The sequence below is a fragment of the Actinobaculum sp. oral taxon 183 str. F0552 genome (assembly GCF_000466165.1).
Lineage (GTDB): Bacteria > Actinomycetota > Actinomycetes > Actinomycetales > Actinomycetaceae > Peptidiphaga.
Genome location: NZ_KE951428.1, coordinates 25,012 through 47,332, shown reverse-complemented (window position 1 = coordinate 47,332; position 22,321 = coordinate 25,012). Strand labels below are relative to the sequence as shown.

At 66.4% G+C, this 22,321-nt stretch carries 16 protein-coding genes and 1 pseudogene; 9 read left to right on the top strand and 8 right to left on the bottom strand.

Translation table 11 applies throughout. The features are described from left to right. Nucleotides 1-58: 58 nt before the first annotated feature. Nucleotides 59-846, top strand: a pseudogene (locus tag HMPREF0043_RS11945) (SDR family oxidoreductase). 162 nt (nucleotides 847-1,008) lie between these two features. Here the strand turns inward: HMPREF0043_RS11945 and HMPREF0043_RS05510 are convergent. The 6 genes from HMPREF0043_RS05510 to HMPREF0043_RS05485 form a co-directional block, all read right to left on the bottom strand. Continuing rightward, complete coding sequence (locus HMPREF0043_RS05510; protein ID WP_021601940.1) at nucleotides 1,009-1,515, bottom strand: hypothetical protein; 507 nt, start codon at nucleotides 1,513-1,515, stop codon at nucleotides 1,009-1,011. 199 nt (nucleotides 1,516-1,714) lie between these two features. Further along, a complete protein-coding gene (locus tag HMPREF0043_RS05505) occupies nucleotides 1,715-2,362 on the bottom strand; it encodes a DUF624 domain-containing protein (protein ID WP_021601939.1) in 648 nt (215 codons plus the stop codon). Between the two features lie 118 nt (nucleotides 2,363-2,480). Continuing rightward, complete coding sequence (locus tag HMPREF0043_RS05500) at nucleotides 2,481-3,338, bottom strand: carbohydrate ABC transporter permease (RefSeq protein WP_051317463.1); 858 nt, start codon at nucleotides 3,336-3,338, stop codon at nucleotides 2,481-2,483. 53 nt (nucleotides 3,339-3,391) lie between these two features. Next, the gene (locus HMPREF0043_RS05495) at nucleotides 3,392-4,237 is read right to left on the bottom strand and encodes a carbohydrate ABC transporter permease (protein ID WP_021601937.1); all 846 of its coding nucleotides are present in this window, start codon (nucleotides 4,235-4,237) and stop codon (nucleotides 3,392-3,394) included. A gap of 77 nt (nucleotides 4,238-4,314) precedes the next feature. After that, complete coding sequence (locus HMPREF0043_RS05490) at nucleotides 4,315-5,646, bottom strand: ABC transporter substrate-binding protein (RefSeq protein WP_040317928.1); 1,332 nt, start codon at nucleotides 5,644-5,646, stop codon at nucleotides 4,315-4,317. 259 nt (nucleotides 5,647-5,905) lie between these two features. Beyond that, a complete protein-coding gene (locus tag HMPREF0043_RS05485) occupies nucleotides 5,906-8,272 on the bottom strand; it encodes a glycogen/starch/alpha-glucan phosphorylase (RefSeq protein ID WP_021601935.1) in 2,367 nt (788 codons plus the stop codon). A 488-nt stretch (nucleotides 8,273-8,760) separates the two neighbouring features. On the opposite strand from HMPREF0043_RS05485, the gene HMPREF0043_RS05480 reads away from it, so the two are divergent. Then, entirely contained in the window at nucleotides 8,761-10,044 is a 1,284-nt protein-coding gene (locus tag HMPREF0043_RS05480) for an adenylosuccinate synthase (RefSeq protein WP_040317927.1), read from the top strand. A gap of 160 nt (nucleotides 10,045-10,204) precedes the next feature. On the opposite strand, the gene HMPREF0043_RS05475 is transcribed toward HMPREF0043_RS05480, so the two are convergent. Together HMPREF0043_RS05475 and HMPREF0043_RS05470 are read right to left on the bottom strand one after the other, a co-directional pair. Then, nucleotides 10,205-10,921, bottom strand: coding sequence for a resistance to Congo red protein (locus HMPREF0043_RS05475; protein WP_021601932.1), 717 nt, complete (start codon nucleotides 10,919-10,921; stop codon nucleotides 10,205-10,207). Between the two features lie 524 nt (nucleotides 10,922-11,445). Beyond that, nucleotides 11,446-12,468: a hypothetical protein gene (locus HMPREF0043_RS05470; protein ID WP_156897526.1), complete on the bottom strand. Its 1,023-nt coding sequence runs from the start codon at nucleotides 12,466-12,468 to the stop codon at nucleotides 11,446-11,448. Between the two features lie 278 nt (nucleotides 12,469-12,746). On the opposite strand from HMPREF0043_RS05470, the gene HMPREF0043_RS05465 reads away from it, so the two are divergent. The 7 genes from HMPREF0043_RS05465 to HMPREF0043_RS11070 all read left to right on the top strand — a co-directional run bounded on the left by HMPREF0043_RS05465 (nucleotide 12,747) and on the right by HMPREF0043_RS11070 (nucleotide 22,320). Next, complete coding sequence (locus tag HMPREF0043_RS05465) at nucleotides 12,747-14,615, top strand: phosphoenolpyruvate carboxykinase (GTP) (protein ID WP_021601929.1); 1,869 nt, start codon at nucleotides 12,747-12,749, stop codon at nucleotides 14,613-14,615. Nucleotides 14,616-14,818: 203 nt separating this feature from the next. Beyond that, a complete protein-coding gene (gene purD, locus HMPREF0043_RS05460; RefSeq protein WP_021601928.1) occupies nucleotides 14,819-16,081 on the top strand; it encodes a phosphoribosylamine--glycine ligase in 1,263 nt (420 codons plus the stop codon). A 110-nt stretch (nucleotides 16,082-16,191) separates the two neighbouring features. After that, the gene (locus tag HMPREF0043_RS05455; RefSeq protein WP_040317926.1) at nucleotides 16,192-17,100 is read left to right on the top strand and encodes a phosphoribosylaminoimidazolesuccinocarboxamide synthase; all 909 of its coding nucleotides are present in this window, start codon (nucleotides 16,192-16,194) and stop codon (nucleotides 17,098-17,100) included. A gap of 107 nt (nucleotides 17,101-17,207) precedes the next feature. After that, nucleotides 17,208-17,465 carry a phosphoribosylformylglycinamidine synthase subunit PurS gene (locus HMPREF0043_RS05450; protein ID WP_021601926.1) on the top strand — a complete coding sequence of 86 codons (258 nt, stop codon included), beginning with the start codon at nucleotides 17,208-17,210 and terminating at the stop codon, nucleotides 17,463-17,465. Continuing rightward, nucleotides 17,462-18,154: a phosphoribosylformylglycinamidine synthase subunit PurQ gene (gene purQ, locus HMPREF0043_RS05445; protein WP_021601925.1), complete on the top strand. Its 693-nt coding sequence runs from the start codon at nucleotides 17,462-17,464 to the stop codon at nucleotides 18,152-18,154. The genes HMPREF0043_RS05450 and purQ overlap by 4 nt, the downstream gene beginning before the upstream one ends. A gap of 182 nt (nucleotides 18,155-18,336) precedes the next feature. Next, nucleotides 18,337-20,712, top strand: coding sequence for a phosphoribosylformylglycinamidine synthase subunit PurL (gene purL / locus HMPREF0043_RS05440; RefSeq protein ID WP_021601924.1), 2,376 nt, complete (start codon nucleotides 18,337-18,339; stop codon nucleotides 20,710-20,712). Between the two features lie 12 nt (nucleotides 20,713-20,724). Then, nucleotides 20,725-22,320, top strand: coding sequence for a succinic semialdehyde dehydrogenase (locus HMPREF0043_RS11070; RefSeq protein ID WP_021601923.1), 1,596 nt, complete (start codon nucleotides 20,725-20,727; stop codon nucleotides 22,318-22,320). The last annotated feature ends 1 nt before the right edge of the window (nucleotide 22,321 follow it).

The following is a 22,321-nucleotide window of genomic DNA, read 5'->3' as shown; positions in this document are numbered from 1 at the left end:
TTGCGATGCCTCTCCGATAGGCTGGGATGCCAGCCGGTCCGATGGAGGGAGATGGCGCATGAGCGGAGGGCTGGACGGCCGCGTCGCCGTCGTCACCGGAGTCAGCCGCAGGCGGGGGATAGGCTACGCGATCGCGTGCAGGCTGGCCTGCGCTGGTGCGAGCGTGTTCCTTCAGCACTATTCGCCCCACGACGCCGCCCAGCCCTGGGGCGCCGACGACGTCGACGAGGTCGTAGCCGGCGTCCGCCGGCATTTGACGCCCGGAGCGCGCATGGGCCATGCGTCGATCGACCTGTCCACGTCCACCGGCCCCGCGACGCTCATCGACCGGGCCGGGGCACTCGGCCATCTCGACGTCCTCGTGTGCAACCAGGCCCAGTCCAGTCCCGACGGCGCGCTCGCCGAGGTGACCGCCGAGGTCCTCGATCTACACTGGCGAGTCGACGCCCGTGCGAGCATCCTCGCCACACAGGCCTTCGCCGCCCAGCACGACGGACGCGAGGGAGGCTGCGTGATCTGGATGTCGTCCGGGCAGGGAAAGGGCCCGTGCCCGGTGAAATCGCCTACGCCGCGTCCAAGGCCGCTTTGGCCGGGCTCGTGGCCACCGCCGCAGACGAGCTCATCGACCGGGGGATCATCCTCAACGCGGTCAACCCGGGCCCCGTGGACACCGGCTACTGCGATCCCGGAGAAGTCACGGCTGCATTGCCGCGAGCCTTCCCCCAGGGGCGGTGGGGCGAGCCCGACGATCCGGCGCGGCTGATCGAATGGCTCGCCTCGGACGCCGGGCGGTGGGTGGTCGGCCAAGTCATCGACTCCGAGGGCGGATTCCGGCGCTGGCCCTGAAGCGTCGACTTCCCGCCACTCCGCGCTTCGAGACCGACAAGGCCGACGGTTTCCGCGAGCCGGGGTTCTCCAAGGAAAGGCGCCTGGAGCTGCAGATCACGGGCTGCTCACCGATGAGACCATCTACCGCCGCATCACCAGCCGCGGCGGGATTCCCCAGGCCTATTCACTTCCCGTCGCCGTCTTCCCTTCGCGGAAGAGCCACCGGAGCAAGCGCACCCGCAGAGTCCACTGTGCGGGGTGGGCGAGCGTTCCCGTCGTCTCTCGTTCGGCGTTGTCGAACATGTCCTCGACGACGGCGTCGTGAAGAGGCTCGATCGCCAGGGGGAAGAGCAGCCGCATGCGGCCGCGGGCGCGCCCGACGAGCACGTGCCTCATGCGGCAGCGACCGTTTGAGAGCGCGTCGAGGTTCAGCTCGTGGGCGCCCTCGATCCCCGTGGCAGGGTCGAAGGCGAAACGGACCCTCGCGCCGGGCTCATACTCGGTCACGTGATAGCGGATGGCCCCGTGGCCTCCCTCGCCGCCCGCGGAGACCGGCCGGTCCAGCACCATGGGCGGCCAGTTTCGCGAAGGCCACAGGCGGTCGCCCTTCCGGCCCAGCCCGTCGAGCAAAGCGCCCAGCCGCTCGATCGGCGCATCGACGACGCGTTCATGGACGTTGCGAATCATTGCTTCCTCGCTTCCTCAAGAGTTATAGAGAATCTATTCTAAAACTCCGAGGGCGACGGGGCACCCGCGCGTCCGGCAGGCGAATGCGCTTCAGGACGGCTCGCGTGCTTCTTGCGGTGTGTGGGCTTCCAGCAGGCCGCGCGAGGCAGGCCAACCCACGCCAACGCCATCCGCATCGACTGCGCGGGGCATGCGCGCCTCACGCGCCGGATGGATCCTGCGCGGAGCGCAGCCGGTCGAAGGGCCCTTTCTCGATGAGCGCGTGCACGTAGCCCGTGAAGCTCAAGCCGATCAACACCGCGAACCAGGCGACCGCCCCTCGTGCGTCCGGAACGAGGAGGAAGAACGCGAGGGGGGCGACTCCCACCGCCAGGTTCGCCGCGGTGCGCACGGGGTGCGCTCCCGCCAGGATGCAGGCGCTGGAGACGTGCCCGGCCACGGTGTTGTCGAACTGGGCGACGAGCGGGCACAGCCACGACAGGATTCCGACGACGATCGCCGTGCCGAGGGCGATCAGCCCGGTGAGCGCTCCGGCCAGCGTGGCGCCCCTGATGCCGCCGATGAGCCAGTTCTCCGCCACCGCGAGTACGAGGAGGGCGAGCACCGGCAGCCACCACCCGAAGGATTGGCGGAGATTCCCTTTGAAGGAAGCCCACCACGAGCGGACGATGTACTCGTCTTCTTCGCGCACCATGTCCGCGGTCACGCGTGCGCATGCGGTGAGGGAGGCTCCCGCCGTCACGACGGGGACGCAGCCGAGGATCGTCAGCGCGTTGAGGATCACGAGATCCGTCGCCGAATTCAGCGCTCGGTAGAACGAGGAGTCCGGCGAGAGCAGTCCGGCCATGGCCTCTCCCTTCCCCGTCCCTCAGGCGGGATCGCGGGTGCGCGAAGCTCCGGCGCCGCCGGGAACGCCGACGCGTGCGGCGGAAGGCGGGAGCGCCGACCGCCGCACGCGCGTGCGGTCATCCCTTGACGGCGCCCGCGGCGACGCCTTCGATGATGTACTTCTGGCATGTCAGGTAGAAGACGATGATCGGGACGATCGCCATGACCAGAACCGCCATCTCGGCTCCCATGTCCCGGTTGCCGTTCGTGCCGACCAGCGATTGGATGACGATCGGGATCGTCCGATACTTCTCATTTTGACCGATGACCAGGTTGGGCAGCAGGAAGTCGTTCCACACCCACATCGTGTTGAGGATCGCCACGGTGATGGCCGTGGGCTTGAGCAGAGGCATCACGATCGTGAAGTAGTTCTGCAGCGGCGAGCATCCGTCGATGTAGGCGGCTTCCTCGATCTCGAGGGGGATGGACTTGACGAAGCCGGAGAAGAGGAACACCGACAGCCCTGCGCCGAAGCCCAAGTACAGGACGACCATGCCCCACGGCGTCGCCAGACCCAGAAGGTCGGCGACCTTGACGGTTGGGAACATGACCATCTGGAAGGGGGCGACCATCGAGAAGGCGAACATGTAGTACAGGATCGACGTGAACTTGTTCTTCACGCGAGTGATGTAGTAGGCGGTCATCGCGCAGAAGAACACGATGACGACCACCGAAGCCGCCGTGATGAAGAACGACCAGCCGATCGCCCGCGCGAAGCCGGAGAGGCTCAGCCCCGTCGCATAGTTGTCCAGGCCGGCGAAGGTCTTGCCGCCGGGCAGGGAGAAGGGGCTGTTGGAAATATAGAACTTGCCTTTGAAAGAGTTGACGAGGATGAAGATCAAAGGGATGAGGAAGACGAATGTCAGGACGCCGAGGACGCTGACGATCGCGACGTGGCCCGGACGCGACGGCTTCCTCTTCGCGAGGAGCGGCATGGCGGGCTTCGCCCGGCCCGGAGCCTCGCCGAGGAGGGTGCTCGGGGTGGCGCTCACTGGTCGACCTCCTTCGAGCGGGTCGCCCGCAGCTGCACCAGGGCGATGAGCGAGACGATGAGGAAGAAGACGACGGCCATGGCCTGCGCGATGCCTTCCTGGCCCACTTTGTTGTACATGGTAGAGACGATGTCGAGAGCAGCCATCTCAGTCTCCTTTCCCGGTCTGCCGCTCGTCAGGGCGAGGTTCTGGTCGTACATCTTGAATGTGTTGGCCAATGTGAGGAAGAGGCAGATCGTGATCGAGGGCATGATCATCGGGATCGTGACCGAACGGAGCCTGCGCCACCTGCCCGCGCCGTCGATCTCGGCCGCCTCGTTGAGCTCCGGCGGAACGTTCTGCAGGCCGGCGATGTAGATGATCATCATGTAGCCGGCCAGCTGCCAGTTGATCAGCATGACCAGCCCGGCGAAGCCGAACCGCCAGTCGCTGATGACCGTCTGGCCCCAGTTCTTGAGGATCGCGTTGAGGATTTCCTGCCAGGTGTACCCCAGGACCAGTCCGCCGATGAGGTTCGGCATGAAGAAGACCGTGCGGAAGAAGTTCGTGCCCCGAAGCTTGCGGGTCAGGAAGTAGGCGAGTGTGAACGCGCCGAGGTTGACCGTGACGATCGAGACGATCGCCACGAGTCCGGTGAACAGGAGAGCCTGGATGAAGTGCTGCCGGCTGGAGAAGGCCGCGACGTAGTTGTCGAAGCCCACCCATTCGGCGTCGTTGAGGGTGGTGAATTCGGTGAACGAGAGGTAGAGGCCCATGCCGAAGGGCACGAGGAAGGCGATTGCGAATGCGGCGAATGTCGGGCCCGCGAAAACCACGAAATAGGGCTTGAGGGATCTGACCATTGTTTCGTCTCCAAGAGTGACCGGGCGTCCGGTGGGTCGGTGTGGGCCGGGGCGCAGGCCCCGGCCCACACGCAAACCTACTTAGAGGATTCCTTCTGGGTCTTCCATTCGTTCTTGAAGTAGTCGGTCACGTCGGACCACTTCTCCTTGCCCGCGGCGTACTGGGCGAGGTGCTGGCCGAGTCCGTCCTTGAACTCCTTGCTCGGGAAGACCGTGAAGTCCCACTTCACGGGGTCGACGTCCTTCTTGTTCATGGTCTCGGCGACCTCCTTGCCGAGCGGATCGGCGGGTGCCAGCGACTTGAACGCCTCGAAGGGGGCGATGAAGGCGAGCTTCTCGGAGACGAGCTTCGCGCCTTCGGAGCTCGTGAAGAGCCAGTTGGCGAAGTCGATGGACGCCTTCTGGCTCGCTTTGGAGGCCTTGGCGTTGACCGCCAGGAAGTTCTCGGTGCCGATGGCGATGCCGGCCTTGTCCTCGCCCTTGGCGCCGACGTAGATCGGCAGGAAGTGCACGTCGTCGGGCTTGACCGTGTTGCCGTTGACCTTGGAGATCTGGCTGTAGGCCCAGTTGCCGTTCTGGACCATGGCGGCCTTGCCGAGGGCGAATTCGGACATCGAGTCGGTCACGTTCTTCGCGGAGGTCTCCGACGGCTTCACCGTCGAATTCTTCAGGTAGAGGTCGAAGATGTTCTTGAAGTTCTCGAAGTAGGTTCCCTTGAGCTCTTTGGCGTCGGAGACCTTCCTGTCCTTGAGCTCGTAGTGGACCGGGTAGTTGGCCAGGTGGGTGTTCCACCGCCAGTCCTCACCGGGCGAGAACGAAGTCGACGCGAAGGCGCCGTCGATGCCCAGATCGGACTTGTGGGCCTGGATGTCCTCGGCCGCTTCCTTGAGCTTGTCGAAGCTCTTGATCTCGTCGATGGACTTGACCTTCGCGTCGGGCAGTGCGAAGTACTTGTCCATGATGGCCTTGTTGTAGATGATGCCGTAGCCTTCCAAGGCGAAGGGCACGCCGTATGTCTTCCCGTCGTCGCCCTTCAGCGCGAGCGATTTGTCGGTGAGCTTCTTAGCGAAGTCTGTATCGGTGAGGTTCGCGGCGTACTTCTGCCAGATCTTCAACCCGACCGGGCCGTTGAGGTTGAAGAGAGTCGGCCCGCCGGATTTCCCGAGCTCGGACTTGAGAGTCTCCTCGTACTTTCCCGAAGCGGCGGTGACGATCTTGACCTTGACGCCGGTCTTCTTCTGGTAAGTGCTGGCTATCTCCTTCCACGCCGCCTCGGATTCGGGTTTGAAGTTGAGATAGTAGACGGTTCCCTTGCCACCGCCCTCGTCTGAATTCGAGCAGGCTGTGAACCCGCCTATCGATAGTGCGGCCGCCGCTGCCACCGCCGCAAACTTTGTCATGCGCCGCATGAAAGTGCCCTCCTTTGGACAAACTGGGATGGTTTCGGCCACCCCAGGATATGTACGTGACCCCCGTCGGGGACTCTGTGCACTGTCATTCCTACCACAGTTCTCCGCCTGAATGAAATCCTTTGCGCAACGGCAACATGATGGCAAAAGTCACCAACGGACGGGTAGGTCGGGTAAAGGCATGTGTTTGCGCGCCAAAGAGCGAGGGGCAGGCGTCTGCAGCCTGCCCCTGGCATACTCTTCCGGCGGATTGCAGCGGTTAGATGGACGTCGGTTCGATCCTCCACACGTCCTCGGCGTAGTCGCTGATCGTGCGGTCCGAGCTGAAGATGCCCGAGCGGCAGACGTTCACCCAGCACTTGCGCGACCAGGACCGCCGGTCACGGTAGTCGACCGACATGCGGTCGCGGGTCCGACGATAGGAGTCGAAATCCCCCAGGACGTAATAGAGGTCGGGGGACTCCCAGGCCATGCCCTCCAGCAGGGATTTGCGCAGATCGTGGAAGTCGCCGGTGCCGCCGTCGTCCAGGGTTCCGTCGACGAAGGCGTCGAGGACGCGCTTGAGCCCGGGCACGGTCTCGTAGGCCTCGCGGGGGTCGTACGTCTGGCGGAGCTCGGGGAGCTCCTCTTCCTTCGCGCCGAAAATGTAGGCGTTCCCCTCGCCGACCGCGTCCGCGATCTCGACGTTGGCCCCGTCCAGCGTGCCCAGCGTCAGCGCTCCGTTCATCATGAACTTCATGTTCGAGGTCCCCGATGCCTCCTTGCCGGCGGTGGAGATCTGTTCGGAGACGTCGGCCGCCGGGATGATGTACTCCGCCGGGGTCACATTGTAGTTCTCGACGAACACCACCGTCAGGAGGCCGTCGACCTCGGGATCCGAATTGACCACCCGGCCGATTTCGTTGATGAGCTTGATGATCGCCTTCGCGCGTTTGTATCCGGGGGCTGCCTTCGCCCCGAAGATGAAGACCCGCGGAGTGACGTCGAGCGAGGGATCGTCCTTGACCCGGTAGTACAGGTCGAGGATGTACAGGGCGTTCATCAGCTGGCGCTTGTATTCGTGCAGGCGCTTGATCTGAACGTCGTAGATCGCGTCGGTCGGAATCGCAGCGCCCTGGTGGCGAATGAGCCACTGGGCGAATCTCTCCTTGTTCCCGTGCTTGATCTCTGCCAGTTCGTCGAGCACCTGCGGCGTGCCCAGAGGCTCGAGGGACGTGAGCAGGGAGAGGTCGCGCACCCAGGCGTCTGAGCCGAGCAGACGGGTCAGAAGCGAGGCCAGGCGCGGATTGCAGGAGTTCAGCCAGCGACGCTGGGTCACGCCATTGGTCTTGTTGTTGAACTTCCCCGGCCAGACGTCGTGCCAATCGTGGAGGGTGTCGCGTTTGAGGATCTCCGTGTGGATGGCGGCGACGCCGTTGATCGAGAACGCCGCGTAGGAGGCGATCCACGCCATGTGGATGCGTCCGCCGGAGAGCGGAGCCATGTAGTCGATCTTCCCGTCGTCGTAGCCCAGAGCCGCCAGCTCCGCGCGGAAACGACGGTCGATCTCTGCGACGATCTCGAAGATGCGGGGGAAGATCTGCTGGAAGATGGACGTCTCCCACGTCTCCAAGGCCTCGGCGAGGACCGTGTGGTTCGTGTACGCGAAGGTTTCCTGGACGACCTTCCAGGCGTCCTCCCAGCCCAGGCCGTATTCGTCCAGGAGCAGGCGCATGAGTTCGGGAATGGCGAGGACCGGGTGGGTGTCGTTGAGCTGGATGACGTTGTACTTGCCGAAATCGCGCAGGTCGTCGCCGTGGACCCTCACGTACGTCTCGATCATCGACTGGAGCGAGGCGGCCACGAAGAAGTACTGCTGGCGCACCCGCAGGACTTTGCCCTCGTAGGTGGTGTCGTTGGGGTAGAGGACCCGGCACAGATCGGCCACGCGCTCGCGTTCGACGATGGCCTCCGTGAAGAGCTGGGAGTTGAAGGCCGCGTAGTCGAACTCCTCGATGGGTTCCGACTTCCACAGCCGCAGGTTGTTGACGTTGCGTGTCCCGTAGCCGGTGATCGGCATGTCGTAGGGGACCGCGCGGACGTCCATGTCGGCGAAATGAACGTATTTCGCTTCCTCCTCGTGACGGATGGCGAAGGGGTATCCCTCCTCCATCCACGGGTCGGGGTGCTCGTTCTGGAAGCCGTCGTCGACCGTCTGCTTGAACAGGCCGTAGCGATAGAGGATGCCGTAGCCGGTGACCGGGAGTTCGAGGGTAGCGCAGGAGTCGAGGAAGCAGGCCGCCAAGCGGCCGAGGCCGCCGTTGCCCAGGGCGGCGTCGGGTTCCTGTTCCAAGACGTCGGTGAGGTTCTGGCCGTAGGAGGTCAGGGCTTCGCGGGCGTCGTCGAGTAGGCCGAGGTTGGTCAAGTTGTTGAGCAGGGCGCGACCCATGAGGAATTCCGCCGAGAAGTAGGCGGCGCGGCGCCCCAGTTCATAGGTCCGCTCGGTGGCGTGCCATGCGTCGGCGATACGCTCGACGACGAGGCTGGACAGGCCCTGCCAGAACTCCATCGGCGTGGCGTTCCGGGTGGTTTTCCCCGATACCGAGCGCACGAATGCTCCCAGAGGCTGCGTCAGGTCGGTCGACATAATTCTCCTTGTGAAATCGAAGGCGCGATATATCCCGACCGACGGCGATGATGCCCGGCAGGCTTCATCGCGACGTGCACGTCGCTTCTCAGCTTACAGGCTGGAAATGAGAATGGCCACATTTCCTTGCAGAACAAGCGAGAATGGGGAAAGAGATCCGGTCGGACGGATTGAATGCGCCGGCGGGACCGCCTGCCGTCGGATTCGACGCGTGCTGCTCCGGTCGCCCTCCGGGTGGAAATCGAGCTGGAGGACGTACGCCGCCGATCCGATCCATCCCAGCGGGGGGATGGCGCCGGGTCCCGACTCGCCGACGCCGGCGCCGCGATGGGATCCGCCTTGGAGAGGAGAGGAGAGGCCGGCCTCGGAGAACGCAGTGAGGACATGCGGAGATCGAGTGCGAGCAGTCGGGCCTTCGCCTATGCTTGGGCCGTAAAGCGGGCACCCCGGCGCGCCCCTTTACGCACGTCGGCGAAGAGGAGGACAGCATGCCTGCGATCATCGTCCTGGGAGCCCAATGGGGCGACGAGGGCAAGGGAAAAGCCACCGATCAGCTCGGTACCCGCTCTGAATACGTCGTGAAATTCAACGGCGGCAACAATTCAGGCCACACCGTCATCGTCGGCGGGCGGAAGTTCGCGCTCCACCTCCTTCCCTCGGGGATCCTCACGGAAGGCTGTACGCCGGTGATCGGCAACGGCGTCGTCGTGGATCCGGGCGTGCTCTTCCAAGAGATCGACGAACTCGCCTCCCGCGGCGTCGATACGTCGCGCTTGAAGATCTCCGCGAACGCGCACGTCATCACTCCCTATGCGAAGTTGCTTGACAGCCTGCACGAGCGAGCGCTCGGCTCCCACAGGATCGGCACGACGGGATGCGGCATCGGGCCGACATACGCCGAGAAGGCCTCGCGCACGGGAATCCGCGTCCAAGACCTCCTCGACGAATCCTCCCTGCGGGCGAAGGTCGCCCGCGCCCTGGAGCAGAAGAACGAGCTCTTCGCGGTCTATGGAGCGGATGCGATGGACGCCGACGCCGTGACCGCCGAGCTCCTCTCCCACTCCGAACGTATCCGCCCCATGGTCGTCGATACGAGCCGCCTCGTCAACGACGCCCTCGACGAGGGGAAGGCGGTCGTCTTCGAAGGCGGTCAGTCGACCATGCTGGACATCGACCACGGCACCTACCCGTACGTCACCTCCTCGAATGCGACCGCCGGCGGAGCGTGCACGGGGACGGGAGTCGGGCCGGCCCGGATCGACCGCGTCGTCGGCGTCGTCAAGGCGTACATCACGCGGGTGGGGGAGGGCCCCTTTCCCACAGAGCTCCTCGGCGCCGAGGGCGACTGCCTGCGCCAACGGGGCGGGGAATACGGGACGACCACCGGACGCCCTCGCCGGTGCGGATGGTATGACGTTCCCGTCGCACGGTACGCAGTGCGCGTCAACGGATTGACGGACCTGGTGCTGACGAAGCTCGACGTTCTCGGCGGACGGGACGAGATCCCCGTGTGCGTCGCCTACGAGATCGACGGGGTGCGCGTCGGCGACGTGCCCGCCTTCCAACGGGACTACCGGCGCGTCGAACCCGTCTTCGAGAGCTTCCCCGGATGGGACGAGGACATCTCATCCTGCCGGACCTTCGGCGACCTGCCGCGAGCCGCACGCGACTACGTGCTCGCCCTCGAAGAGCTCTCCCGGTGCCCGATCTCCCTCATAGGGGTCGGTGCGGACCGAGAGCAGACGATCGTGCGCCGCAGTCTCCTGGACTGAGGAACTGAGGCAAAGCGCATTCTTCCCGCCGGCCCATCGCCCTGACCGACTACCGGCTGGGCCGAATTCTCGATGCCGGCGCGCGGATGGAGGTTCCTCCGCTGGCTGGCCCGCCCGGTCGATCCGTGCATTCTCGAATGCGCGACGCGGCCGATCCCCGTCAGGGCTGGCCCGGTCCCCATTGGCCGGGCTGCTGCCCGTGCCCGTAGGCCGAAGTATCCCCCGGTCCGGTCTGGCCGTAAGGGGAGCCGAACGGATTCGGGGCCTCTTGGCCGGGGCCGGGCGGCGCCTGCTGGGGGCCGTAGGATTGTCCGAAAGGCGACCCCGCCGGTGGGAGGCCTCCGGGGAACCCGCCGTGGGAGCCCGGGTGACCGCCGTTCCCGTTTTTCCTCCTGCGCGCTATGAGGGCGATGACCACCACGAGCGCTGCTCCAGCGCCGACGCCGATGGCGACCCATCCCCACACAGGGAAGCCACCGGACTCGCCGTCCTCTTCCTTGGATGAATCCGCGGAAACGCTGGAAGGGGCCCTCGAAGGTGTGCGACTGGGAGTCCTGTGAGGCGAAGTCGACGGATAGGCGGTGCTGTAGGGATTCTTGGAAACCGCCCGGATACCGTTGAGCACGGTGGTGAAACCGCTCCACGAAACCTTCTTCCCATTGATCTGCCCGCCGGCGGAAGCCGAGAGGACGTCCGAGGGAAGCTCGAAGGTGACGTTGAAATTGAAGGAGGCGAACCTGCTTTCCGGCACGTTGGCCTGCTTCAGCTGGGTCACGATGGCATCCCAGAACGGCTTGGGTATTTCCACGGTGATCTCGTCGCCGCGTTGCCTCATGAACATGACCCTGCCGAATGCTGTGAACTTGCTGTAGGTCACGCGACAGCCCGCTCCGACCGATCCGGGGACTTCCTCGACGGTTCCTTCGCCTATGTAATTCCGCTGCCTGTCCAGTATAGGCTGCAAGCTGCTGCATTTGGCCGTCGAGCCACGGATCTCCGTATCGAATTCGATGACGAGGGTGGCGTTGTTCGGGTCGGAAGCGTTGAAGGCGAACGTCGATCGGCACGCGCTCAGAGCGATCGCAACGGGAAATAGGAGGATCAGCGGCAGTGCTCGCCGTCTAGTGTCTGTTGTATTTCGGGGGGCTGTCGAATTCATGCTTTGAGCCTAGCAAGGTGGATGGAGGTTCGCACCGTCTGCAGCAGTCTGGCTCATCTGCCGCCTGTCGGTGCATTGACGCATGAGGGCGCCGAAAGGCCATGGAGAAATCGAATCGAAGCCGAGTGAAAACGGAGTGAAGTCAACGAAAGCCGTAGGCGCAGCGGCGAATGCGCTTGGATGCGCCTACGGCTCGTAACGCGGCCTCGATCTTTCCTCGCTGAGGCCGGGAAAGGTCGATTCTACGGGTACATGGGGTTCTGAGGATTGTTCCCGGGGTTTTGGAATTGCTGGCCGGGGTTTTGGAACTGCTGGCCGGGCATTGCGTTCTGCTGGCCGTATCCGGCTGGGGGCTGCCCGTATCCCTGGAAGCCCTGAGCTTGCTGGTCGTAAGGCGCGGGCTGGCCGAAGGATCCGTCGGGCTGCCCGTACTGCGGACCCACCGGAGGCACTCCCCCCGGATATCCCGGACCGGGGAACCCGGTGTCGTCGCCCTTCCTGCGCGTCAGAAGGAATGCGATGAGACCGACCACCACGATCGCACCGGCGCCGATCGCGATCCACCCCCACATGGGGAAGCCGCCGTCGTCGGATTCGTCCTTCGCGTCGGCAGCAGGCGAATCGGTCTTGCTCGACTTCGAGGGGGCCGTAGAGTCGTCGTCGCCGGGGTCGCTCGACGTGGAGTCGTCGTCACCCGTCGCGGAATCGTCGGACGCGGAGGAGTCGGACTCGGCCTTGATGCCTCTGCTGACGATCTTGTAATCGGTCCAGGTTACCTTGTTCCCGTCGATTCTCCCGCCGTCGGAGGCCTTGGTCACCTTGCCGGGCAGTTTGAACGTTATCGAGAAATTCGCGGACTCCAGGTCGCTCTGGCTTATGCCGGATTTTCCGGCGAAGGCCGAGTTGAAGCTGCTCCAGAACTGGCCGGGGATCTCTGCGGTCACTTTGTCCCCGCTCTTCGAATAGAGCAGTTGCTTCAAGGAGCTGGAGAGCTTCAACGTGATGCGGCAACTGGCTCCCTTGGCGCCCGGAACGGGAGCGGTTGTCGATTCTCCCAGCACGCTTTTCTGCGCCTCGAGCTGCATCTTGGCCTTCTCGCACATCGTCCCGTCGTTGGATCCGATCTCCGAGTCGATGTCGAAGGTCAAAGTCTGCTGGTCGCCATCGGTCACGTCCAGAGTGGCCTCCGACCTGCACCCGCCGAGGACGACGAGGAAGGGGAGGAAAAGCGCGAGCATGCGTGCCCGCGGTACTTTCGTTTTCATGGCCTGAGACTACCAAGCCGAAGAAGGGACTAGACAGCCTGCTCCTCGGGGAGGCCATGGGGAAGGACACAGCGGCCTTCCCGGGCGGACCGAGGGTGTGCGGCTCCTCGGAGCGACGGCCTCGGATCGGTGCCGTTCCGCTCATTTCGCGCGACGTGAAACGCCGCACGTCCGGGACGAAAAGCACGGGAAAGAATCGGCTCCTTTGGAAGAATATGTGCTGATCGCGCCGAGGCCTCACAGCCGAGGCAACACATCGCACTAAGGAAGGAACAGCGATGACGGACAAGACCTACACCGTTGACGAGGTCCGGGCCGGGGCACCAGCAGAGGCTCCCGAGGATCTCATCACATTCGTGACCGAGACGGCCAATCTGGCCAAGCCGGATTCCATCCACTGGGCCGACGGTTCCGAGGAGGAGTGGGATCGCCTTACTTCCGAGATGGTTGATGCCGGGATGTTCACCCGCCTCAACCCCGAGAAGCGCCCCAACTCCTTCCTCGCCCGCTCGCTTCCGTCGGACGTGGCGCGCGTCGAGTCCCGCACCTTCATCTGCTCGGAGAAGGAAGAGGACGCCGGCCCGACCAATCACTGGTACGACCCGACCGAGATGAAGGCGATCCTCAAGGAGAAGTTCGACGGCGCCATGCGCGGCCGCACGATGTACGTCATTCCCTTCTCGATGGGCCCGCTCGGCGGACCGATCTCCAAGCTCGGCATCGAGCTGACCGACTCTCCCTACGTGGTAGCCAACATGCGCATCATGACCCGAATGGGCAGTGAAGCCCTCAAGCTGATCGGCGAGGGCAGCGAGTGGGTGCCGGCCGTCCACTCCGTCGGCTACCCCCTGCGCGACGCCGACGACAAGACCCGCGAGGACGTCGCCTGGCCCTGTAACGACGAGAAGTACATCACGCACTTCCCCGAGACCAATGAGATCTGGTCCTACGGTTCCGGGTACGGCGGCAACGCTCTGCTCGGCAAGAAGTGCTACGCGCTGCGCATCGCCTCGACGATGGCCCGCCGCCAGGGATGGATGGCCGAGCACATGCTCATCCTGCGACTGACCGACGAGAAGACCGGCAAGCAGTACCACGTGACGGCCGCCTTCCCCTCCGCCTGCGGCAAGACCAACCTCGCCATGCTCCAGCCCACCATCCCCGGCTACAAGGTCGAGACCGTCGGCGACGACATCGCCTGGATGCGCCCCGGCCCGGACGGCCGCCTGTACGCAATCAACCCCGAGGCCGGCTTCTTCGGCGTCGCGCCCGGCACGTCCTACGACACCAACCCGATGGCGATGGAGACCATGAAGGCCAACTCCATCTTCACCAACGTCGCCCTGACCGACGACGGCGACGTGTGGTGGGAGGGCATCGACGCCCCGCTCCCCGACCACGTCATCGACTGGCAGGGCAACGACTTCACCCCGGCCGACGCAGCCGAGGGCAAGAAGGCCGCCCACCCCAACAGCCGGTTCACCGTTCCTGCGTCGCAGTGCCCGATCATCTGCGAAGACTGGGAGGCTCCGCAGGGCGTGCCGGTCGACGCCGTCCTGTTCGGCGGCCGCCGCGCCACCAATGTGCCGCTCGTGGCCGAGCAGTACGAGCCCGCCCACGGCGTGTTCATCGGAGCGTCGGTGGCCTCCGAGGTCACGGCCGCCGCCACCGACGTCAAGGCCGGATCGCTGCGCCACGACCCCTTCGCCATGCTTCCCTTCTGCGGCTACCACATGGCCGACTACTGGAGCCACTGGCTCCAGATGCAGGAGAAGCTCGGCGACGAGTTCCCCAAGGTCTACCAGGTCAATTGGTTCCGCAAGGGCCCCGACGGCAAGTTCATGTGGCCCGGGTACGGCGAGAATTCGCGCGTCCTGGACTGGATCGTCAAGCGCGCCTCCGGCCAGGTCGATGCGATCGACGGCGTGACCGGCCGTTATCCGAAGTTCGAGGACTTCAATCTCGACGGGCTCGACGTCGACGAGGCCAAATGGGCCGCGCTCTTCGAGATCGACCCCGACGCCTGGGCCGCCGAGATGGACGGCACCGAGGAGTACTTCAAGCAGTTCGGCGACAAGCTACCCGAGGCCGTCAAGGACCAGCTGGCCAAGTTCCGCGAGCGGATCGCCGCGGCCAAGAAGGCCTGAGCTGGGCCTTCGCAGCGCAGGTCCTTGGCTGACTGAGGCCGGCCCGCCCTAACCGGTTACGCGTCGGCCCGGGCCCTCGCGAGTGGAGGCAATGCGGTGTCCCCGCTTCCGTACGGAAGCGGGGACACCGGCCTTTTCCGCCTTTCTGGATTATTTCTGGACGCGCCGGGCTGGGCGTGCGCCGTCTCACGTATCCTAAAGGCGTGAACATCCTTCTCCTCGGGTCCGGGGGACGTGAGCACGCGATCGCCCGCGCGCTCAGCGGCGATCCCTCCGTCTCCACACTCGTCATCGCTCCCGGCAATCCCGGTATGGCGGCGCTCGGCGACCTCGTCGCCGTCGACGTCCTCGACGGGCGAGCCGTCGCCGATCTGGCTGCGTCTCGGGGAATCGACCTCGTCGTCGTGGGGCCCGAGGCGCCTCTCGTCGCCGGAGTCGCCGACGCCGTGCGCAGCAGGGGGATCGCCGTCTTCGGACCTTCCGCCGCGGCGGCCAGACTGGAGGGGTCGAAGGCGTTCGCCAAAGACGTCATGGCTGCCGCGCATGTGCCCACCGCAGCGGCGCGCGTGTGCTCCACCGAGGCCGAGGCGGAGGCGGCGCTGGCTGAGTTCGGTCCGCCGCACGTCGTCAAGGACGACGGCCTCGCCGCGGGGAAGGGAGTCGTGGTCACCGACTCCCGGGAGGAGGCTCTCGCCCATGCACGGGCCTGTCTGGGCAAACCGGGAGGGGCGGTCGTGATCGAGGAGTTCCTCGACGGGCCGGAGGTGTCCCTGTTCTGCCTGTGCGACGGGCATGTGGCGGTTCCCCTGCAGCCCGCTCAGGATTTCAAGCGCGCCTACGACGGCGGCCAGGGGCCGAACACCGGCGGCATGGGTGCGTATTCGCCGCTGCCGTGGGCTCCGGACGACTTGGCCGAGGACGTCCTCGCCAGGGTGGCCCAGCCCGTCGTGGACGAGATGGCCCGACGCGGCACTCCGTTCGTCGGACTGCTCTACTGCGGGCTCGCGCTCACCTCGCGCGGACTGAGGGTCGTGGAGTTCAACGTCCGGTTCGGCGATCCGGAGACGCAGTGCGTCCTGGCCCGGCTCGTCACGCCGCTGGCGGGGCTTCTCCGCGACGCGGCCTGCGGCGATCTCGGCGGGGCCGTGCTCGCTTGGTCGGAGTCCTCCGCCGTGACGGTGGTGCTCGCCGCGGCGGGATACCCCGGCGCTCCTCGGACGGGAGATCCGGTCCGGGGACTGCGCGAGGCGGAGGCCACGGACGGCGCCTACGTCGTCCACGCAGGAACCGAGGAGCGCCCGGACGGGAGCATCGTCAGCGCCGGCGGACGCGTGCTGGCCACCGTCGGAATCGGGCCGTCCGTCCCCGAGGCGCGCGACGCAGCATACGCAGCGCTGCGCAAAATCAACCTCGAAGGAGCTCATTTCCGCGGCGACATCGCCGCCGACGTCCACTCCTCGTGTTGAGAGGCATCTCGGGGCGAGTCCACCTGGCGGACGGAAATCGGCGACTCGTGCTATTCGCGTGCGCAGCGATTATGCTGTGCTGGGGACCCACTAGGAAGTGAGTGTGAAGTATGAGCGGACTCGGCATCGCGAAACTGAGCGGCTGGACCCACGTATATTCAGGAAAAGTACGCGACGTATACGTTCCTTCGGGGGTGAGCGCTCATAGCGGAGCCGACACCTACCTCATCGTCGCTTCCGACCGCATCAGCGCATACGATTTCGTGCTGCCGACCGAGATCCCGGACAAAGGCAAGATACTCACCCAATTGTCCCTGTGGTGGTTTGAACAGTTGGCCGACATCACCCCCAATCACGTCCTGTCGACCGACGTCCCGCCGGAAGTGGTCGGACGGGCCATGATCGCCCGACGCCTGGTCATGCTTCCCATCGAATGCATCGTGCGCGGATACCTCGCCGGCTCGGGAATGGAGGAATACCGCAAAACCGGGACGGTGTGCGGGCTGGCACTCCGGCCGGGGATCCTCGAATGCGCCCGCCTCGAGTATCCCATTTTCACGCCGACGTCGAAAGCGCAGATCGGACAGCACGACGAAAATATGACTTTCGCCGAAGTGACCGAATGCGTCGGAGAAGGAGTCGCCCGCGAGCTGCGGGCGAAGTCGGTGGCGACCTACGCCCGTGCCCGGGAAATCGCCGCTGAGAAAGGCATCATCATCGCCGACACGAAATTCGAATTCGGCGTGTCGACCGACTCGGGGGAGAGCGCGATCATCCTCGGCGACGAAGCGCTCACTCCCGACTCCTCCCGGTTCTGGATCGCCGGCTCCTACGCACCGGGCAAGCCTCAGCCGTCACTCGACAAACAGTTCGTGCGCGATTGGCTGCTCTCGCCGAGTTCCGGCTGGGACCCGAATTCGGGCGCCCGTCCGCCGGAGTTGCCCGACGACGTCGTCGAGAAGACGCGGGAACGGTACTGCGAGGTGTACGAGCGGCTCACCGGCCGCGCCTGGCAGTGAAAACCGGGGCGGGGGAGTCTAAGACCGCCGGACGGCTCCCACCCTGCGCTCGTATCATGGACACGAGGCATCACGTGATGCCTGAATTATGAGACAGGAGGAAGCCCTTGGGGCTGATCATCGTCGAAGTCATGCCGAAGCCTGAAATCCTCGACCCGCAGGGCAAGGCCGTGCGCGGTGCCTTCCTTCGGCACGGAGTGGACGTCTTCACGGACGTGCGGCAGGGCAAGCGTTTCCAGCTTTCCGTGGAGGGGCCGGTGACCGAGGCGCATCTGGAGTCTGCCCGCGAACTCGCCGCGACGAGCCTTTCTAATCCGATCATCGAGGACGTCGTCGCCGTCTATGCTGCGGAGGGCGAGCGGTGAGGATCGGCGTGGTGACGTTTCCCGGAACGTTGGACGACGGCGACGCCGCGCGCGCCGTCCGCTTGGCCGGAGGCACGCCCGTCGCACTGTGGCACGCCTCGGACGACGTCGGGGGAGTCGACGCGGTCGTGCTGCCCGGCGGCTTTTCCTACGGCGACTACCTCAGATGCGGGGCCATAGCCGCGCTGGCCCCCGTCATGTCCGCCGTCGTCGAGGCGGCGGACAAGGGCGTGCCCGTGCTGGGGATCTGCAACGGATTCCAGATCCTGTGCGAGGCGCACCTGCTGCCCGGGGCGCTGGTCCGCAACGAGGGGCAGCGCTTCGTCTGCCGCGAGCAAAAGCTTGCGGTCGAGAACGCGGACACGCCGTGGACCTCCGGTTTCACGCGCGGGCAGGTCATCACGATTCCGTTGAAGAACGGCGAAGGGTGCTTCCAGGCCGACGCCGAAACCGTTGCCCGCCTGGAGGGCGAGGGGCGCGTGGCCTTCCGATACGTCGGAGTCAACCCCAACGGCTCGATCAACGACATCGCCGGGGTCGCCTCCGATTCTGGGAACGTCGTCGGGCTCATGCCGCACCCCGAGCACGCCGTCGAACCGGGTTTCGGGCCGGTCGGGGCCGGCGGGCTCCGTTCGGGAACCGACGGGCTGACCTTCTTCACGTCCGTCCTCGAATCGGTTCTCGCCTAGCGGCGCACGAGGATCTCGATCGCGCGGTGCACGAGACTCAACCGAGGCTCAGCCGCCCACGATCGAGAACGCCGTCGCCCGCAGCCGTCATTTCACAGAATCCAGTTTCACAGAATCCAGCGCCCACACTTCGGGACGCCGCCCCGCCTAGGGCCGGACGCTCCCTCGGAACAGGAGAATCCATGGCTTCGGCCGAGCACCGCAACGAAAGCTACGACACCGTCGAGGAAGCCGCGGCGAGCCCCGACCAGCCCATGCCCTGGGCCGAGCTCGGGCTCAAAGAGGACGAATACGCGAGCATCAAAGGCATCCTCGGCAGGCGCCCAACGGCCGCCGAGCTCGCCATGTACTCGGTGATGTGGTCCGAGCACTGCTCGTACAAGTCCTCGAAGGTCCACCTGCGCCAGTTCGGCGAGAAGACCACGGAGGCGATGCGCGAGCGCCTGCTCGTGGGCATGGGCGAGAACGCCGGCGTCGTGGACATCGGCGACGGCTGGGCCGTCACCTTCAAGGTGGAGTCGCACAACCACCCGAGCTACGTCGAGCCGTATCAGGGAGCGGCCACCGGCGTGGGCGGCATCGTGCGCGACATCGTCTCCATGGGGGCCCGCCCCGTGGCGGTCATGGACCAGCTGCGCTTCGGCGACGTCGGCCACGCGGACACGGCGCGCGTTGTGCACGGCGTCGTCGCCGGCGTCGGAGGATACGGCAACTGCCTCGGGCTGCCGAACATCGGCGGGGAAACCGAATTCGACGCGTCCTACCAGGAGAATCCGCTCGTCAACGCCCTGTGCGCAGGCGTGCTGCGCCACGGCGATGTCCACCTCGCCAACGCCTCCGGCGAGGGCAACAAGGTGGTGCTCTTCGGGGCGCGCACCGGCGGCGACGGCATCGGCGGGGCGTCGATCCTCGCCTCCGAGGCCTTCGAGGACGGCATGCCCGCCAAACGGCCCTCCGTGCAGGTGGGCGACCCGTTCATGGAGAAGGTCCTCATCGAATGCTGCCTCGAGCTCTTCGCCGGGGGCCTCGTTCTGGGAATCCAAGACCTCGGGGCGGCCGGGATCTCCTGCGCCACGAGCGAGCTCGCCTCCAACGGCGACGGCGGCATGCACGTGGACCTGGAGAACGTTCTTCTGCGCGACCCCACGCTCACCGCCGGGGAAATCCTCATGAGCGAATCGCAGGAGCGGATGATGGCCGTCGTCGCCCCTGACAGGCTCGACGCGTTCATGGACGTCGTCGGCAAGTGGGAGGTCGAGGCCGCCGTCATCGGGACCGTCAACTCCTCGGGGCGGCTGACGATCGACCACCACGGGCACAGGATCGTCGACGTCGACCCGAGGTCCGTCGCCCACGAAGGCCCCGCGTACGAGCGGCCGTACGCCCGCCCGCAGTGGCAGGACGCGCTCAACGCCGACGGCGCGAACCGGCTCTCCCGCCCCGGTTCGCCGGCCGAGCTGCGCGAGCATGCCCTGCGCGTGCTCACCGATCCGAATCAGGCGGGCGCGGGCTGGGTGACCGACCAGTATGACAGGTTCGTCCGCGGGAACACGGCCCTTTCCCAGCCCGACGACGCCGGGGTGATCCGCGTCGACGAGGAGACCGGGCGGGGCATCGCGATGTCCGCCGACGCCAACGGGCGCTACACGAAGCTCGACCCGTACGAGGGCGCCCGCCAGGCGCTGGCCGAGGCGTACCGCAACGTCTGCACCGTGGGCGCGAAGCCCCTGGCCGTCACCGACTGCCTGAACTTCGGATCGCCGGAGGACCCGGACGCCATGTGGCAGCTCGTCCAGGCGATAACCGGGCTCGCGGACGCCTGCAAGGAGATGGGCGTGCCCGTGACCGGCGGAAACGTCTCGCTCTACAACTCGCACGGCAAGGAGAAAGGCCGCGTCGATTCGTCGATCAACCCGACGCCCGTCGTCGGCGTCCTCGGAGTCATGGACGACGTGCGCACCGCTGTGCCGTCCGGCTGGAGGGAGGACGGCCTCGCCGTCGTGCTGCTCGGCCGCACCCGCGACGAGCTCGACGGCTCCGCCTGGGCGCGCGCGATCCACGGGCATCTCGGCGGGAGGCCGCCGAAGGCGGACCTTCAGGCGGAAATGGCGTTGGGGCGCGTGCTTTTGGCATTGCACGACGCCGACACCGGCGATCTCGGGCCCGTCCTGGCCGCGGCGCACGACGTCTCCAACGGGGGCCTCGTCCAGGCGCTCGCGGACATGGCCGTGCGGGCGGGGGTCGGCGCATCGATCGATCTGACGGCCCTGTGCGACGAGGCGGGGATCGACGATTTCACCGCGCTTTTCTCGGAGTCGCAGGCCCGCGCGGTGCTCGCCGTGTCCGAAGGCTATCTCGACCTGGTGCTGCGCGCGGCCGAGGCCGAGGGCGTCCCGGCCGTGCGAATCGGCACGACGGGCGGGGAGCTGCTCACGATCCAACTTGCCGCCGGGTCGGATCCTGGAGGCCCGACGGGAAGCTCCGACGAGGTGCTCGCCTTCGACGTCGCCGAACTCGCCGCCGTTTCTGACGGCGTGTTGCGCGGCCTGTTCGATTGATAGACTCCGGCCATGGACGACCGTTCCGACGCCGACGCCCCCGGCCTCGCCGCACTTGACGAGCGCGGACGGCGGGCCCTGGAGAGCCTCGCCGTCTCCGGTCCGTCGCCCGAAGCGCCGACCGCCTTCGACGTCCGCTCCAGTCTGACGGGAAGCCTCATCGGCTCCCTCCCGCGCCAGACGGCCGCGGACGTCGCCGCGGCCGCCGCCCGGGCGCGAACGGCCCAGCGGGAATGGGCTGCCACCCCGATGCCCCGCCGTTCGCGCATCCTCAAGGCATTCCACGACCTCGTCCTGGCCGAGCGCAGGGCGCTCCTCGACCTCGTGCAGTGGGAGAGCGGCAAGGCGCGCGCCGACGCCTTCGAGGAAGTGGCCGACGTCGCCATGACGGCCCGCTACTACGCGAACACGGCCGCGCGCCACCTGGCCGACCGCCGCCGCCGCGGCCTGGTCCCCGCCCTGACCCGCACGGTCGAACACCGCCAGCCCAAAGGCGTCGTGGGCGTCATCGCGCCCTGGAACTATCCCCTCACCCTGGCAGCCTCGGACGCACTGGCGGCGCTCGCCGCGGGCAACGCCGTCATCCTCAAACCGGACAGCCAGACGCCCCACACCGCCCTCGCCGTGCGCAGCCTGCTGGTCCGCGCAGGCCTGGACCACCGGCTCTTCCAAGTGGTCACGGGCAAGGGAGCCGAGCTCGGACCGCCCCTCGTCGAAGCCTGCGACTGCCTGATGTTCACTGGATCATCGGCCACCGGAGCCCAGGTGGCGAGCCAGGCCGGCGCCCGGCTCGTGGCCGCCTCCGCCGAACTCGGCGGAAAGAATCCTCTCATCGTCTGCCAGGACGCCGACCTCGGCCGGGCGGTGCCGGGCGCGCTCAAGGCGTGCTTCTCGAATTCGGGCCAGCTGTGCGTGTCCGTCGAACGCGTCTACGTCCACGAAAGGGTGTGGGACCGCTTCGTCCCCGCCTTCGCGCGGGCGGCCGGAAAACTGCGCGTGGCCCGCACGATGGACTGGGAGGCGGACATGGGGCCGCTCATCGACCCCGGGCACCTGGCCAAGGTCGACGCCCACGTCTGCGACGCCCTCGGCAAGGGCGCCCGCCTCCTCGCGGGCGGCCACGCGGTCGCCCAAGCCTGCCCGGCGGGCTACGCCCCCACGATCCTGGCCGGGGTCACCGAGGACATGGACGTGTTCGCCGAGGAGACGTTCGGCCCCGTCGTCGCCGTCTATCCGGTCTCCGGCGAGGACGAGGCCGTGCGCCTGGCGAACGCCACCGCCTACGGGCTCAACGCGTCCGTCTGGACCCGCGACGCGCGGCGAGGCGTGCGAATCGCCAAGAGGATCCACGCGGGGACCGTCAACGTCAACGAAGGATACGCCGCCGCATGGGCGTCGTTGGACGCGCCCATGGGCGGGATGAAGGCCTCCGGGCTCGGACGCCGGCACGGGGCGGAGGGCATCCTGAAGTACACGGAGGCCCAGACGATCGCCGTGCAGCGTCTGGTCAACCTCCAGGCCCCGCGCGGGATGGGGCAGGAGACGTGGGCGCGGGCCCTCGTCTCCTACCTCGAGGTCCTCAGGCGCCTCCCGGGATTCGACCGGTAAG